At 63.2% G+C, this 13,855-nt stretch carries 20 protein-coding genes; 15 read left to right on the top strand and 5 right to left on the bottom strand.

Annotation, left to right across the window (positions count from 1 at the left end; all coding sequences use genetic code 11):
- Positions 1-18: 18 nt before the first annotated feature.
- From KZC52_RS17315 to KZC52_RS07490, 9 genes are all read left to right on the top strand, one after another.
- Positions 19-147 carry a hypothetical protein gene (locus tag KZC52_RS17315; RefSeq protein ID WP_281731243.1) on the top strand — a complete coding sequence of 43 codons (129 nt, stop codon included), beginning with the start codon at positions 19-21 and terminating at the stop codon, positions 145-147.
- Positions 134-709 (top strand): hypothetical protein, encoded by a 576-nt coding sequence (locus KZC52_RS07525; protein ID WP_247623429.1) that lies wholly within the window; start codon positions 134-136, stop codon positions 707-709. Before KZC52_RS17315 ends, KZC52_RS07525 begins: the two co-directional genes overlap by 14 nt.
- 77 nt (positions 710-786) lie before the next feature.
- Positions 787-1,269: a hypothetical protein gene (locus KZC52_RS07520; RefSeq protein ID WP_247623428.1), complete on the top strand. Its 483-nt coding sequence runs from the start codon at positions 787-789 to the stop codon at positions 1,267-1,269.
- A 22-nt stretch (positions 1,270-1,291) separates the two neighbouring features.
- Complete coding sequence (locus KZC52_RS07515; RefSeq protein ID WP_247623427.1) at positions 1,292-1,456, top strand: hypothetical protein; 165 nt, start codon at positions 1,292-1,294, stop codon at positions 1,454-1,456.
- 175 nt (positions 1,457-1,631) lie between these two features.
- Positions 1,632-2,180: a hypothetical protein gene (locus KZC52_RS07510; RefSeq protein WP_247623426.1), complete on the top strand. Its 549-nt coding sequence runs from the start codon at positions 1,632-1,634 to the stop codon at positions 2,178-2,180.
- Between the two features lie 8 nt (positions 2,181-2,188).
- The gene (locus tag KZC52_RS07505; RefSeq protein WP_247623425.1) at positions 2,189-2,455 is read left to right on the top strand and encodes a hypothetical protein; all 267 of its coding nucleotides are present in this window, start codon (positions 2,189-2,191) and stop codon (positions 2,453-2,455) included.
- Between the two features lie 115 nt (positions 2,456-2,570).
- Positions 2,571-2,912 (top strand): terminase, encoded by a 342-nt coding sequence (locus KZC52_RS07500; RefSeq protein WP_247623424.1) that lies wholly within the window; start codon positions 2,571-2,573, stop codon positions 2,910-2,912.
- A gap of 800 nt (positions 2,913-3,712) precedes the next feature.
- Entirely contained in the window at positions 3,713-4,360 is a 648-nt protein-coding gene (locus tag KZC52_RS07495) for a hypothetical protein (RefSeq protein WP_247623423.1), read from the top strand.
- A 50-nt stretch (positions 4,361-4,410) separates the two neighbouring features.
- Positions 4,411-4,674, top strand: a complete 264-nt coding sequence (locus KZC52_RS07490) for a hypothetical protein (protein ID WP_247623422.1) — start codon at positions 4,411-4,413, stop codon at positions 4,672-4,674.
- Positions 4,675-4,828: 154 nt separating this feature from the next.
- Here the strand turns inward: KZC52_RS07490 and KZC52_RS07485 are convergent, their stop codons facing one another.
- From KZC52_RS07485 to KZC52_RS07475, 3 genes are all read right to left on the bottom strand, one after another.
- Complete coding sequence (locus tag KZC52_RS07485) at positions 4,829-4,975, bottom strand: hypothetical protein (RefSeq protein ID WP_247623421.1); 147 nt, start codon at positions 4,973-4,975, stop codon at positions 4,829-4,831.
- Positions 4,976-5,067: 92 nt separating this feature from the next.
- A complete protein-coding gene (locus KZC52_RS07480; RefSeq protein ID WP_247623420.1) occupies positions 5,068-5,826 on the bottom strand; it encodes a hypothetical protein in 759 nt (252 codons plus the stop codon).
- Between the two features lie 89 nt (positions 5,827-5,915).
- Positions 5,916-6,308: a hypothetical protein gene (locus tag KZC52_RS07475; protein ID WP_247623419.1), complete on the bottom strand. Its 393-nt coding sequence runs from the start codon at positions 6,306-6,308 to the stop codon at positions 5,916-5,918.
- Between the two features lie 17 nt (positions 6,309-6,325).
- Here KZC52_RS07475 and KZC52_RS07470 point away from each other — a divergent pair, with 17 nt between their 5' ends.
- The 6 genes from KZC52_RS07470 (at position 6,326) to KZC52_RS07445 (ending at position 12,168) form a co-directional block, all read left to right on the top strand.
- The gene (locus tag KZC52_RS07470; RefSeq protein ID WP_247623418.1) at positions 6,326-7,849 is read left to right on the top strand and encodes a recombinase family protein; all 1,524 of its coding nucleotides are present in this window, start codon (positions 6,326-6,328) and stop codon (positions 7,847-7,849) included.
- 949 nt (positions 7,850-8,798) lie between these two features.
- A complete protein-coding gene (locus tag KZC52_RS07465) occupies positions 8,799-9,122 on the top strand; it encodes a DUF7882 family protein (protein ID WP_247623417.1) in 324 nt (107 codons plus the stop codon).
- Positions 9,123-9,407: 285 nt separating this feature from the next.
- Positions 9,408-9,860 (top strand): BLUF domain-containing protein, encoded by a 453-nt coding sequence (locus KZC52_RS07460; protein ID WP_247623416.1) that lies wholly within the window; start codon positions 9,408-9,410, stop codon positions 9,858-9,860.
- 332 nt (positions 9,861-10,192) lie between these two features.
- Positions 10,193-10,471: a hypothetical protein gene (locus tag KZC52_RS07455; protein WP_247623415.1), complete on the top strand. Its 279-nt coding sequence runs from the start codon at positions 10,193-10,195 to the stop codon at positions 10,469-10,471.
- Between the two features lie 93 nt (positions 10,472-10,564).
- Complete coding sequence (locus tag KZC52_RS07450; protein ID WP_247623414.1) at positions 10,565-10,960, top strand: helix-turn-helix domain-containing protein; 396 nt, start codon at positions 10,565-10,567, stop codon at positions 10,958-10,960.
- Positions 10,961-11,304: 344 nt separating this feature from the next.
- Positions 11,305-12,168, top strand: coding sequence for an AraC family transcriptional regulator (locus KZC52_RS07445; RefSeq protein ID WP_247623413.1), 864 nt, complete (start codon positions 11,305-11,307; stop codon positions 12,166-12,168).
- 18 nt (positions 12,169-12,186) lie between these two features.
- On the opposite strand, the gene KZC52_RS07440 is transcribed toward KZC52_RS07445, so the two are convergent.
- Together KZC52_RS07440 and KZC52_RS07435 are read right to left on the bottom strand one after the other, a co-directional pair.
- Positions 12,187-12,756 carry a cysteine hydrolase family protein gene (locus KZC52_RS07440; RefSeq protein WP_247623412.1) on the bottom strand — a complete coding sequence of 190 codons (570 nt, stop codon included), beginning with the start codon at positions 12,754-12,756 and terminating at the stop codon, positions 12,187-12,189.
- Positions 12,756-13,784, bottom strand: coding sequence for a zinc-dependent alcohol dehydrogenase (locus KZC52_RS07435; RefSeq protein ID WP_247623411.1), 1,029 nt, complete (start codon positions 13,782-13,784; stop codon positions 12,756-12,758). Before KZC52_RS07435 ends, KZC52_RS07440 begins: the two co-directional genes overlap by 1 nt.
- Between the last annotated feature and the right edge of the window lie 71 nt (positions 13,785-13,855).

Genomic DNA, 13,855 nt, shown 5'->3' with positions numbered 1-13,855 from the left:
CCCCAGAGAGGGGATCAGATGATCGACAAACCTAAGGAGAACGCCGCACAAATCCGGGTGCGTAAGTTCCGGGAAGCTCAGGAGCGTCTGGCCGCCGCCCGCGACAAGTCGAAGAGAAAGCGCCCCGCTGGCGATGGAGCCCAATGAGGCATGGGCACCGATTCCCAACGAACTGTTCCGGCTCGGGTGGACGAAGACCGAGCTTCTCGTTTACGTCGCATTGCTGTGCCTGCCTTACCGAGACGACGGAACAGTAGTCGCCAGTCAGTCGGTGATCTCGGAGGGTGCGGGTGTGTCGGTACGGACGACGCGCGAAGTCATTCCGCGCCTCAGCTCGGCGGGCATCATCGTCCAGAGGCAGTTGTACGACGGCATCGCGAGCTATTACCGGGTCAACGAGATGCCGCGCGAGGGCGGGTTTTATCGGTTGCCGCGGCGATGGCTCTGGGAAGCCCCGCTGACTGCGGCAGAGAAGGTCGTCTATCTCGTACTGCTATCCCGGCGTAATCGGCGCACGGGGGAAGCGATCGTCTCATGGCTGACGCTACTTGCCGAAGCACGCGTTACCCGCCGCACACTCGCTCCAGCGCTCGACACCCTCGAGACTGCGGGACTTATCCACAGGCTGCATCAACCGCGCCAGGGCAAACGCCAAGGCATCAACAGATACAGGGTGCAGCTACCCACCGAACACGTGCTCAGCACGTGAACCCCGGCAAAAGGGAACCCCGACCCCGGCAAAAGGGAACCCCGACCCCGGCAAAAGGGAACCAGGAACAAGAACCTATGACAAGAACCTCTCACAAGACAGTAGGTGCGACTGCAAGCAGTGGCACCAGCCGAACATTCACCGACCTCCGACAGAACCGAGCCACGGCCAAGCAACGAACCCTGCTCCGAGACCTCTGGATCATCATCAGCGGCGATCTTCCATCCCAAGAAGTGGAACAAGCCTGGCGGGCACTCACAGTGCAGCAAGCCCGCGACCTCATACGCGACTACTACAGCAAGTTCGGGCGGGCAGGGAACTACGACGGCGGGCTCGACGAAACCGACCCCAACGTCGAACGCCTTTCACCCCAAGGGCAAGAGTTCGTGCGATCAGGCTTTGACCCCTACTTCGACTCTCTTCCATGGATGCGACAGGAAGCAGGTGATCCGGAGTACGAGGAACTCAGCGACGTCGGCAAAGAGTTCGCGGAATCAGCAGGCGACCCCGCGAGCGTCTTCGACTACGGCTTCCTGCGGGACGCCGACCGACTCGCATAACAACAACGACAGGAGGAAGAACATGGGCGCTGCAGCCCCGAAACCACTCAACCTTCGAGCGATGTCGAACGCCTGGGACAACCCCATCGCATTCGCCAGCGAACTCTCCCTGTACTACTCGCAACTCGAAGCATCAGGTCACCGCCAGCCTGCGCGGGACTGGACGACCGAACAGGAAGCCACGTGACGATCCGCAAAGCGGTGCTCTGCGACTCGTGCGACGCGGCATTCGCCTCAACGGACCGGATCGCGAACTTCCAGCTCATCCAACAGGCACACCAAGACGGGTGGACATCCACCAACACCAACGGCACCTGGACCAACCAGTGCCCAGACCACATGAACAACTAAGGAGAAAACCAATGGCACTTGACTACCTCGAAAGCAAGCTCGACGGACTGCGTTCGGAAGCATCAGCAGTTCGGGCAGCACACAGCAGTCTTCGCAACTCCGTCCACAACGACAAGAGCTTGAGCCTCCAGGGCAAGCAGGAGCAGATCAAGGATTCGAAGGCTCGCGCCGACGCTCGCATTTCGGCACTTCAGGCGGAGGAACTGCGCCTGATCAACGAGAAGCTCGAGTCATCGCAGCGAGTGCTGTTCGGGTCGACTATCTCGTCGAGTGACATCATCGCGGAACGAGATGCTCAGGATCGAGCCGACAACATCAAGGACGAAGCTGAAGCGCTGCGTCTCATCGAACGCAGCGTGCGCAGCGGAGACCGGTCAATGACCAACGCGATTCTGCGGCGGTCACTCGACGCCGGCTGGCCGAATGCGATCGATGAGGTCGGCAAGAGCTACCCCGCCTCCGCTGGCGTCGTCAATGACATCAGTGCGCTGAACACCTCGCTCAACGACATTCGTCACGTCCTCAGCCGATCGATGGCGTACGGATCGGTCATCGACTGATGGGGGTCGTGACGATCGGTTCTCACGTCTTCGAGCTCCCCGACGAGGAAGCGAGCGTGCTGGGAGAGGCTGCGATGATCCAGTCACGCAAAGGCGGTTGGATCTCGCCGACGGATGATCTGCTCATCGCGGTGACGCCAGCGACGGAGATCAGCCTGCAGATCACAGGGGACTTCGCGGGGCTAGAAGCCGCCAAACCCGCCTCCATCATCGAAGCCGGCAACCGTCCGAGGCGTGCGGTATCTGTCTCGAACCGCGGCATCAGCTCTTGGTGAAAGAGATGGGCGCCCCACCCTCCCCGGGGTGCCCATCTCGCACCCAAGGCATTGCGAGCATCCCTCCCCGGCTCACGAAACGACTGGCCCTTGAAGGGCAGAAAGGAGATCGGTCATGACAGTCAAACGACCGTCCGGGCTGAACGCCGCTGGACGAAAACTGTGGGACGCGATCACGGCGGACTTCGACCTCGCCGGTCATGAGCTTGCGCAGCTCGAGGAAGCGTGCCGGGTGCGCGACATGATCGTCACGCTACGTCGACAGCTCGCCGACGACGGGACCATGCTCGCGTCATCGCAGGGCATGCGGTTGCATCCAGCGATTGCTGAGATCCGACAGCACCAACTGGCCCTAGCCCGATTGCTTGCGACCCTGCAGGTTCCGGGGCTTGAGGAGGACGCGTTGCCGTCGTCGTCAGGCGCCCGTGGCGTCTACCGGATGCGGAAGGTCGCCTGATGCGTCGGAAGCGTGTGGACAGCTCCACACCCGTGCCTGCGGAGCTACGCGTGTTCGACGATGCTGGTCCGCTACAGGACTGGCTCGCCTCGCGGAAGCGGTGGTGGGAGAGGAACCCGAACGCGTGGCCCGACATCATCGCGGTCTTGGGTCCGGGCGCGAATGTGCGTGCACGCCGTATGGGGCGTCGGGCGCCGTACCCGGATCTCGATGAAGGGCAGGACCGATGAGGCGAAAACGGCAAGGCGGTGAACGCGTAGAAACGCCGGTCGAGATTCTGATGCGTGCGGTCGCTGCGCGCCGGCGGGCGGCTGGCCTGCCGTGGCCGCCGATCCGAAACGACGGACACTCGGGATCGAAGGCGGTGAATCGTGCGGCGGAAGAAGACAACTGACCTCGGGGTGGACGTCGAATTGCTCGGAGTCGATGCGCTGCCGCCCGCACCTGTCGATGACCCGGGGTTGCCGTACGTGCTGCGAAAGAAGCAGTTCGAACTCTGGCTCGACCGCCGCGGGTCGTGGGTGGCGCGTCGAGAACAGCACTCCGCTAAGCACGGGTGGCCTGGTGGAGATCTCGCCCGAATGCGAGAGGAAGACGAGGCCCACCCGATCCCTAACGCCCCCTTCGACCCGGCGTGGGAAATCGCTCATGGCGGGCTTTAGAGGGCCGATCGTTTCGATCCCTGTGTGCGTGAATCTCGCAATGCCTCGGGAGCGACTTGAGGGGCAGTGGGAGGGGGTGGGTGGCCAGGGCTGTCACCCGTATGACGTTGAAGGAACTTATGACTTTGGAGGTATGAGATGGCTGATGATCTGTCGGATGGATTCGCGCAGGTTCGGAAGTTGCAACAGGAAGTGCGCCGACTGCAGAACGCGCGTCCTCTCGAGAACTCGTCGGTGACGAACGGCCGGCTACGTTTCATCGGTGGGCTGTTGCTGATCGACTCAGGGGGCACGTTGCAGATCGTGGGCCAGTTGATCGGTAACGGGGAGTTCCGGTGGGTGGGTCCGTGGCGGCTTGAGGGTCCGGGGACGATCACGGGGAATGTCACCCAGACGGGCAACACCACGCAGCAAGGGAACGTGAACCTCACGGGTGGTGGGAAGGTTACTGCCGGCAATGTGACGGTTGAGCCGAACCGGGTGACTGTGGGGTCTGCGTGGTTGGAGAACGGTGAGCTGGTGTTGTCGAATGGCGCGAAGGTCGCTGTGGGTTTGACGGGCGGCACGTCGAGTATCGGTCTGGTCCCGGGTGGGTCTGCGGACATCTCTGTGAATACGCTCACGGCATGGTTGCGGGCTACGGGTGCGGCGATCTCGGTGACGACGGCTCAGGCGCGTATCGCGGCCCCGAACATCATCTTGGACTCGCTGCCGACTGGTGCACCGTCTGGGGCGAAGGCGGTTCTGGTTGATCCGTCGAACGGGAAGCTCTACCGCGCAGCCTGACCGATGTCGGAAACCTGCGTTTTCATTGCACCACGATTGAAGGGACACTCATGTTCAGCGAGAAGTACGACGACATCCGCACGATCCTCTCCAACGCTCAGACGAACGCGCTGAAGCTCAGCATGGAGCTGAACCAGTCGCACACAGAGAACGGTGGGCCTGGTCTTTCGCCGGATCAGCAGCACGCCATGATCGCGAAGCTGACGGCAGAGGTGCACAACCTCGCGTTCGGGATCGGCAACCTTGTCGATCTGCTCGAGCAGGATGGGGTGGGCGCGGCCGACTCAATCGAACGAGGCGACGAAGAGGAGTGATACTAAGAGCGGGATCGGAGCTACTTGGTTTAGTTCCGATCCCCGCTTGTTGGCTCGCCCTAGCTTCAGCTGGGGCGGGCTTGTGGCGACGAGGGCGGAGCTGTCTAGGTAGACGACAAAGCCCCCGACGCGGCGGGGGCTCTGTGTTCATGGATCACTGCTCTTCGTTTGGCCTGAAACCGATTCGCTTCATGGTCCGACGATGCGCCGCCTGGTCTTCTTCGGCTCGCACGGCGTCACGGAGTTCGATGATCTCGAGGAAACGAGCTTCGTCGTCTTTGGTGTAACGGTCATGTGCCATCAGCTTCCTCCTGTTCGGTTGCGTCCCCACTCCAATACTGCCTCATCAAGGAGTGGAAAGGCTGATGATTTCTGTGATGTACGCGCTAATTTTCACGAAGTGGCGGCTGCACGCGCGTACAGTTTTGCGGCCGTCTCCATGTGGCTCTTGTGGAGGTCGCTCAGTCCGCCCTTGCGGCTGCTGTTGATCGACAGCATCCCGATCACCTTGTGGGACTCGTTGAAGACCGGAACGGAGATGAAGCAGCGGTAGTCGCGAGTCTTCTTCTCGAGCGAGAACCGCTTCTGCCACTTCTTGCTGTTCACGTCGGGGCAGAAGGTGACTTCGCCCGCCACCACACGCTCGACGGTACGACGTTCTTCGATCGCTCGCGGGGTGTTCTTCGTCGTGTTCTTGAAACTGATGCGAGCTTCCCGCGAGGCTCTGTTGACGCGATCAAGTCCGTGAGACATCACGCGGTAGACGTTGACATCACAGATCGCGTCCTTATCTCGAACGAGGGCTCGGCAATGGAGCGCGAGCTCGGTAGCTAGATTCTCCATGTCTACTCCGACGACAGGCTTCTTCACCACGATGACCTGTTCGGCCAGGGGGATGATCGTGGAGCGCATCACGGTGAGCAACTCCGACTCTGTCCGTTGGGTCCGCAGTTCCTGCGCGATCGCCATGAACACGCCGCCGAACACGGACAGCAGCGCGGCAGCGACGATGAAGGTAACCGTCCAGAACATCCCGATCACATCCGCCGCAGCGACCCATACGGTGCCGAACAGAGCTAGAGCGATCGCACCTAGGACCGACACCAAGACCGGCCAGTACCGGTCGGCAAGGGATCCAATGATCGTGAACACTCGTCACACGTTAGCGGTTGGGTCGTCCTGGTCGCACGGCACGCGGACCGCATGGCTGTTATGTTGCCGATATTCGGCGGCGCTAACGGCTAGCTCGGCATCGAAACTGCGTTGCCCCACACCCAACACCGGAACGTCTGGTCGCCGGCGCGGAACTCGATGCCGGCGGCGAGGGGAGTGGAGCGCATCACTTTCGCGTCGACGCGCACGGCTTCGCGGCCGAAACGCACCCATGCACGCACGGTGGCTGGCCTCGGGTAAATCGTGACGGGCTGCTCGCGGATGTCGAGTTCACGATCGGTGAGGCTCTGCAGCGGACCGTGCTTCGCAGCTTCAAGGATCGATCGAGCTTGTGACTGCATGTCGCGGTACGCGGAGAGCGTGGAGCCTGGGTTCCCCATCGCCGGCAGTTCCTTCCTCCGGCCGAGAGATTCGATTGTATGTCTCGGCTCCGACGTCGCGCATTGCGAACCCTCGGCCACGGGTGTCTGCTTGGTGGATGAAACAGCTCACAGTTCGCGAGTACCTGCGAGTCTCGAGGGATGTGCACGGCACGGGGCGAAGCCCCGACCAACAGCACAGTGAAAACAAGAAGTCGATCGAGGAGCAGGGGTGGCGGCTTCACGACCTCCCGCCGTACAGGGATGCTGACAGGAGTGCGAGCCGGTACGCCAAGAAGGAACGCGAGGACTTCAAACGTCTGGTGACTGACCTCGAGGCTGACGAATTCGACGCAGACGTTCTCGCGATCTGGGAATCGAGCCGCGGGTCGCGTCGAGTCGGTGAGTGGGTAGATCTCGTTGACCTCTGCCGGGAGCGCAACGTGCGGATCTGGGTCACCACGCATAACCGCATCTACGATCCAGCCAACGCCCGCGATCGTCGCAGCCTTCTTGAAGACGCTGTGGACGCGGAGTACGAGTCTGATAAGACGTCTGAGCGGCGCCGACGAAGCGCTCGGGCTTCAGCCGATGCTGGGCGCCCGCACGGAAGGAACATCTACGGCTATCTCCGCGTGTACGACGAGTTCACGCGAGAACTGCTCCGAGTGGAGCCGCACCCGGAAGAGGCGCCAGTCGTGGTTGAGGCGGCGCGCCGCGTGCTCGAGGGGGACTCCTTCTACCAAATCGCTCGCGACTTCAACGCCCGCCCGGTTCCCACTCGGGGTTCACGTCGCCTGCCTTCACACGAGGCAGCCGCTTGGACACCGTCCATCGTGAAGCAGATGCTGCGTATTCCGGCATACGCCGGCAAACGCGACTACAAGGGAGAGATCGTCGGCGACGGCATGTGGGATGCGCTCATAGCGTTCGCAGACTGGCAGCACCTGCAACTCATCATGGAGGGGCCAAGTCGCAAGGGGCCGCGGGATCACACGGCGAAACACCTCTTGTCGAACATCGCGCAATGTGGGGTGTGTCGACAGCCATTAAGGTCATGGAATTCCCAGCCCCGTGGGCGACAGGTCAGCGGTTCCGCTGGCGACGGCACGGCTCTGTACTACTTCTGCTACGGAATACCGGGGATTCCACGAGGCTCCGACGCCAAAGGATGGCACGCCAGCATCCGAGCATCGTTTCTGGAAGACACGGTACTTGAGCAGCTTTTCGCTCGGATGACGCAACCCGATCTCTTTCTCACACCCGACCCCGTGGATACGGAGAGCCTCGCGCATAGAGAGACCTTGCTGGCGACAATCTCCGAGAACGAGAACTACCTTGAGAAGGTTCGGGCGGAGGCGGCTGCTGTTCGACGCGTCGACCTCCTACTTGATCAAGAGGCTCGAGTACGGCCAATCATCCAGCGCGCACGACGCGCCTTGCAAAACTCGCTTCCCATCGACCCGAGCATCGAACTACTCCTGCGATCGAGCGACCGTGCCGCGACCTGGCAGTACCTCGACATCGCAGAGCAACGCAGAGTGATTCGCCGCGTAGTCACTCCAGTCGTGCATCGGCTGGCGGCAGGGCGCAAGGGGAGTCGAGAGGGCAGTGCCAACAGGATCGAGCTGATCTGGAGTTAGCCTCTCATCTTCTAGCGACGGCGGCCTACCCCGCTCGCACGGACCCTTATGGCCGATGCGGTCGACGCTCAAACGAGGTATTTTCCTCGCCATTGACTTATCTAGACGGTCTAGTAATGTCTTCTTCAACGCGTGCGCCCTGAGAACCTCAGACCGCTCCCGGCATCATCCCCAGTGGTGCCTCCGATGGGAGTTGGCCGCGATGTCAAAACCCCGGCATGCGGGACGATTCGGCCCTCCACACCCCAGACGTGGAGGGCCGAACCCATGTCGGACGAATCGTCGCTGCAGCCCTCCCGACTACAGGTGAGCCCCTCCGCGCTCTGACTCCCCGCCCTCACGCGGTACCGATGAAATCGATTGCGCGCTCGAAGCATGGTACGTCCGTCCTCTTCGATAGCAAAAGGAAAGAACTACCCAATGAGGTGTTGCTCAGTGCCTCGGATACGTCAAGGGGCGTCACCAGAGACATCAGAGGGCTTACGTTTGTGTGGCAGGGCGGTTGTGCGTCCCTCAACGTGGCGCTCTGCATCGCTGGCGGTCGGCCTCCTCTTGTACCCCCCCTCAGGGTGAGGCCGGCCGCCAGCCCCTTGCCATCGCGTGGGTACCTGGCTCCTCCGATCCGAACGAAGGAGCCAGGCGCACCCGGTTCGGCTGAGGCACGGCGTCTGCGACTCCCCCGAGCTGCAGATCAGGCCTCAAGCGCCAGCTTGCGCCCTGTGCTGGGAAGGTCAAGAGGTCGCTGGTCCGGTTGGGGCTTCCCAGCCCACGCCGGGGTGCCCATGCCAGGGTAACCCGGCGCGAGCCGCGAGGCGGGTGAGGGATCATTCGTGGGGGATGATCCCTCGCCCGGCGCTGGTCAGCGACGGTGACCGTTGGGGCTTAGAGTGAGCAGGATTTGCGCGCCGAGTCGGCGTTCGATGAACACTCGGAATGAGAGGTGGGGGCTGTGGGCTCTCTCTACTACGCGAACGAAGCGGAACCGATCGAGATCGAAGATCGCGCGCTCGCTCACCTCAAGATCGTGATCTCCACCAAGCTGCGCCGTAACGAGTCCTTCACGCTGTCCTGGGTTCTCCCCGAGCGTGCAGGGCGGGAGACGATCTGGGTTCACCCCTCAATCCCGATGCGTTTCATCTTCGACGACGCGGTGTCGCCGAAGATCAACAACCGGTGGCTCCAGGACATGATGAACTCCGCTAACAGCAGCGGTGGAATTTCTCTTGTCGAGGAGACCATCGAGGTCGCGCAACCAGACACTGTGCGCAGTTAGTACCTCGAACTGCGCTCGTCACTGAGAAACATCTCCGCGCTGTCGAAGACGCATGTACGATGACACGATGAGTCTCCTTCCGCAAGCGGACGCCTTGTGGGCGTGCGTTGCGTCCGGCTTCTACGTCGGTAGCCGAGACGGCTCGTTCCTCGGATACGTGGACAGGCAGACCAGCGGCTTATGGCGCGCATTCGATTCTGCGTCCAAGATCGTCGGGGACTTCGACGATCAGCACGCGGCAATGTCGGCGGTCTCTAGTTCAGCATCGCGTCAGGAAGGCTCCGCGTGACCGAAGAACAGCCACTCGTCTCTGTCGTCTACTGCAGCACTGCAACGAAACCGCTCAGCGACGGTGAACTTGCTGATCTTCTAATAATCAGCCGGCGCCATAACGACGCTCGCGATATCACGGGTCTTCTTCTCTACCGCGACGGCGAGTTCGTGCAGATCCTTGAGGGCGATCGATACGACGTCGATCAGACGATGGCTCGAATCAACGCAGACCCGAGGCACACGGACGTTCGTGTTCTGCTCGAGGAACCACTCCACACCCGCCGTTTCGCTGACTGGACCATGGGATACCAGCCTATGATCGCCCCGAGCCCCGGCGAGGTCCGCGGGTACCGCGATTCGTTTGATGACCTGCGAATGGGCGACCACGACATGATGGGGCGTGCCCTCATGGAACTCACGATGTGGTTCAGAGTCCGCGAATCCAATACGCGGATCAGCGCCTGACAACCACCGAAGCTCACGCTGGGGGGCGTCCAACATCGTTAGGCTCAGCCCATGAACGTGTACGAGGCGAAGGCGTGACGTGACGGCAACCTCTGGTTCGTAGAGATCCCCGAGCTTGGGCTGTTCACGCAGGCGCGAACGGTCGACGAGATCGAGGTCATGGCCCGAGACATCATCGCGATCAGTCTTGAGGTTCCGGGAGATTCCTTCGACCTGGATATCACCAATTAGGAATGACATTTCCGTCGATTTCGACAGGGTAAGAGTCGATATCGACAAGTGAATTAAATGCGTGCTCGACACGAGGATACCGCGCCGCTATCGTCCTCGACATGTTGAGACCTGACACTGCCGAACAGATTCAGAACATCGTGCGCGATACAGTCCGTGCCGAGCTTGAGATTCACTTGAAGGTGGGCGCTTTGCCTCAACGCGTGGCGCTAAACCTCAAGGATGCTGCGGCGGCTTGCGGCTACAGCGTGGACTCGATTCGGTTTGCCATCGACCGCAACGAGCTTGCGCCGTCCTACGCGAACACGAAGCCGGTCATCATGGTGGAAGAGCTGATGCGCTGGGTGCGCACGCTGCCCGACCAGCCCCGACATTTCTAGAACCATCTCTCCCGCCGCCGCCTGGAGCCGAGGTCAGCACCTACTGACACGATTTCTGAGTAGTGTCTCTGCTACGAGCGAGAGCAGGTGCGCATGAGTAACGTCGAACGAGTGTTTCGAGAGATGATCCGTGAGGAGTTGGCTCGCACTCAGGGCGTTCCGGTCGCCCATTCCCTATCTGCGAAGGCCGTTGGCGCCGCTGTTCGAGCGGAGGCGGCTCGGGTAGGGAAGCACCACTCGGAGCTTGCTGAGGTGCTTGGCGTGAGTCGCCCGACGATAACTGGTCGGCTCAGTGGCGCGTACGAGTTCAAGCAGGCCGAACTCGAGAACATCGCCGATCTGCTCGGCATCACTCCGTACAACATCATCGAGTCAGCAGGCTTGGGGCAGAGATTCCACAGTGAGTCGCCGGACCCGTCCGAGGTCGCCCGCGTCTTCGCTCGGGACATCTGGGCGCAACCAGCGAGGGCACGGCGTCGGAGCCGCTAGGCGGGCGGGGCAACTTCCTGCCACGTTTCTGCCACCAATCGTCGACCTTTCAGCAACCTCGAACCCGCTCAAAGCAGACGTAGATTCGCGGAACTACGCCGATCCGGATGTTGTCAACCGCTGGGGTGAGGTTTCAAATCCCCTCGTCTCCGCAGCGAAGCCCCCGAGTGATCGGGGGCTTTTTCGCGCTCTCCGGTGGAGTCGTGCCGCGGATCCATACCAAAGGGTACGGGCCGATCCTTTGGTATGGATCGTGGGTGCGACCCGATCGAATCCGTCCGGAATGATCGGGTGGGGGGAGCCGGACGCGCGGGATGCTGGGGGCATCCACGGAGGAGGAACGCATGATCGGCACGCTGAACGCTCTGGTCGACCTGGTCGAGAGCACCGACGTCGATGATCTCGATGTCGCCGGATTCGCTCGCGCGCGCGGCACCACGGAGTACCACCTGCGCCGGATGTTCTCGACGCTGGCGGGCATGCCGCTGACGGAGTACGTGCGACGTCGCCGCATGACTCGGGCAGGCGCGGAACTCGTCGCCGGGGCATCCGATCTTCTCGATGTCGCCGTGCGGCACGGATACGGCTCGGTCGAAGCCTTCGGACGAGCGTTCCGAGCCGTGCACGGGATCGGACCTGCCGACGCGCGCCGTGACGGCGGACCTCTTCGCACACAACCCACGCTCCGGTTCCGCCTGAGCGTTGAAGGGAGCACTCCCATGCACGTCACCATCACCCATCATCCTGCGATCGTCCTCGTCGGGCACGCGGTCGACGTCCCGCTGATCCACCGCGGGGTCAACCCGCGCATCCAGGAGCACATCGCCGCGATCGCTCCCGAAGAGCACGCGCGCCTCAAGGCGCTGTCGGATGCCGAGCCCACCGGCATCCTGGCCGTCACCGCCGACATCGAGCCCGACGCACCCGAAGGCAGCCCCCTCACCTATCTGCACGGCGTGGCGCGGAAGGAGTCGTCGCCCGTGCCCGCCGACCTCGATGCGATGCCGCTGCCCGCCGGCTCCTGGGCGGTTTTCGCGGCCGACGGGCCGTTCCCCGAGACGCTGCAGAACCTCTGGGCGGCGACGGCGACCGAATGGTTCCCCTCGAACCCGTGGCGACTGCGGCCCGGACCCTCGATCGTGCGGTACCTGGAGTTCACCGGCACGCACGCGTCGTGCGAGCTCTGGTTGCCGATCGAAGAGGCATGACCGGGTCGGCGACGCGCGTCAGCGACCCGATGCGCCCAGCGCGGCGACCAACTCCTCCGTCGTCGTGACCTCGGCCAGCAGGGGAACGATCTGCGCGAGGTGCGCTGCACCGACGTCCGGGCGGAAATCCATGACGGCATCCGCCGGGAGCGCCACCGAGTAGCCGAGCGCATAGGCGTCTCGCGCGGTCGATTCCACCCCGATACTGGTGGCGACGCCGGTCACGACCACCTGCGTCACCCCGCGGCGGGAGAGCTGGTCGTGCAGGTCGGAGCCGGCGAACGCGCTCCACGGTGCGCGACGGATGCGGATGTCGGCGGCGTCCGTCACCAGGGAGGGGAGGGGTGCATCGCCACCGGCGGGCACCGTCGAGACCCCGTGCGCCTTGGTCATCTCGGTGCGCCCGGGCACCGACCCGCTGACCGTGGCGACGACCACCGGCTTGCCGGATGCCCGGAACGCCGCGGCGAGCGTGTTCGTGTTCGCGACGACCCGCTCGAGGGTGTCCTGCTCCATGCGGGGCGCGGTGGCGACCTGGAGGTCGACGACGATCAGCGCGACGTTCTCGTCGAGGGGTGCGAGCGGCATCAGTCGTTCTCTCCGCCGAAGGTGACGACGACCTTCTCGGCCTGTCCGGGCGTTGCGGCGAGGGCGAGTGCGTCCTGCACGCGGTCGAAGGAGATCTCGTCGCTGATGATCTGCGCGTACTTCTGCCAGTTGTCGATGATGTCGTCGGTCACCTCGAAGATCTCGGTGGGATAGCCCATCGACAGACGGATGTCGAGCTCGGTGGTCAGGAGCCCGCCGAGGTCGATCTCGACCGGAGCCTTGTGCACGGCGACCACGCTGAGCACGGCGCGCTTGCCGGCGACACCGAGCACCGTCCGGATCACCTGCGGCGCACCCGCGGCGTCGATGTATCCCTCGGTGGAGGAGCGCTCGCCGCGCAATCCGATGCCCGTCGACCGGCCGTGCAGCTCGATCAGCCGCGCGGCCACGTCTTCGGTGCGGGAATCGATGACGGCATCCGCTCCGAGCGCCAGCGCCTTCTCGAGGCGGTTGCGCACGATGTCGATCACGACGACGTGCGCGACGCCGCGGCGCTTGAGGCTGAGCAGGGCGCCGAGGCCGATCGGGCCGGCGCCGAAGATCGCGATCCGGTGCTCCGGCGCGGGGTCGAGGCGGTTGACCGCGTGGCGGGCGACCGCCATCGGTTCGTTGAGCGCGGCCACGCTGAACGGCACGTGCGGTGGGATGACACGGAACTGCTCACCCGGCTTCGCATCGAGCAGCACCACGTACTCGCTGAGCGCGCCCTGCGCGCCGCCGGAGCCGAGCAGGCCGTCGACGGTGGCCATGACGTTGATGACGACGTGGTCGCCGACGGCGACACCATCGACCTCGGCGCCGACCTCGACGACCTCGCCTGCCGGTTCGTGACCGAGCGGCGTCGCGCCCTGGCGCGGAGGGATGCCGCCATAGGTCGTGTACATGTGGTCGGAGCCGCAGATGCCGCAGGCGCGCACGCGCACGAGCACGTCGCGCGGGCCGGCGGTGGGGGCGTCGACGTCGACGACGGTCGTCTCGCCGGGGCCGGTCACCAGTACTGATCTCATCGGGGGCTCCATTCGGGTCGGAAGTTCACGCGGCACTTATGTTACACATGTCACATAAGTAGCGGAACACC

The sequence above is a fragment of the Microbacterium galbinum genome, assembly GCF_023091225.1.
GTDB classification, from domain to species: Bacteria; Actinomycetota; Actinomycetes; order Actinomycetales; family Microbacteriaceae; genus Microbacterium; species Microbacterium galbinum.
This window is presented reverse-complemented; position numbering and strand designations above follow the sequence as displayed.

Bases quoted from the DNA above. Each gene is read 5' to 3' on its own strand.
- KZC52_RS17315 (WP_281731243.1), top strand. From the start codon at position 19: ATGATCGACAAACCTAAGGAGAACGCCGCACAAATCCGGGTGCGTAAG.
- KZC52_RS07525 (WP_247623429.1), top strand. From the start codon at position 134: ATGGAGCCCAATGAGGCATGGGCACCGATTCCCAACGAACTGTTCCGG.
- KZC52_RS07520 (WP_247623428.1), top strand. From the start codon at position 787: ATGACAAGAACCTCTCACAAGACAGTAGGTGCGACTGCAAGCAGTGGC.
- KZC52_RS07515 (WP_247623427.1), top strand. From the start codon at position 1,292: ATGGGCGCTGCAGCCCCGAAACCACTCAACCTTCGAGCGATGTCGAAC.
- KZC52_RS07510 (WP_247623426.1), top strand. From the start codon at position 1,632: ATGGCACTTGACTACCTCGAAAGCAAGCTCGACGGACTGCGTTCGGAA.
- KZC52_RS07500 (WP_247623424.1), top strand. From the start codon at position 2,571: ATGACAGTCAAACGACCGTCCGGGCTGAACGCCGCTGGACGAAAACTG.
- KZC52_RS07495 (WP_247623423.1), top strand. From the start codon at position 3,713: ATGGCTGATGATCTGTCGGATGGATTCGCGCAGGTTCGGAAGTTGCAA.
- KZC52_RS07490 (WP_247623422.1), top strand. From the start codon at position 4,411: ATGTTCAGCGAGAAGTACGACGACATCCGCACGATCCTCTCCAACGCT.
- KZC52_RS07485 (WP_247623421.1), bottom strand. From the start codon at position 4,975: ATGGCACATGACCGTTACACCAAAGACGACGAAGCTCGTTTCCTCGAG.
- KZC52_RS07470 (WP_247623418.1), top strand. From the start codon at position 6,326: ATGAAACAGCTCACAGTTCGCGAGTACCTGCGAGTCTCGAGGGATGTG.
- KZC52_RS07455 (WP_247623415.1), top strand. From the start codon at position 10,193: ATGTTGAGACCTGACACTGCCGAACAGATTCAGAACATCGTGCGCGAT.
- KZC52_RS07450 (WP_247623414.1), top strand. From the start codon at position 10,565: ATGAGTAACGTCGAACGAGTGTTTCGAGAGATGATCCGTGAGGAGTTG.
- KZC52_RS07445 (WP_247623413.1), top strand. From the start codon at position 11,305: ATGATCGGCACGCTGAACGCTCTGGTCGACCTGGTCGAGAGCACCGAC.
- KZC52_RS07440 (WP_247623412.1), bottom strand. From the start codon at position 12,756: ATGCCGCTCGCACCCCTCGACGAGAACGTCGCGCTGATCGTCGTCGAC.
- KZC52_RS07435 (WP_247623411.1), bottom strand. From the start codon at position 13,784: ATGAGATCAGTACTGGTGACCGGCCCCGGCGAGACGACCGTCGTCGAC.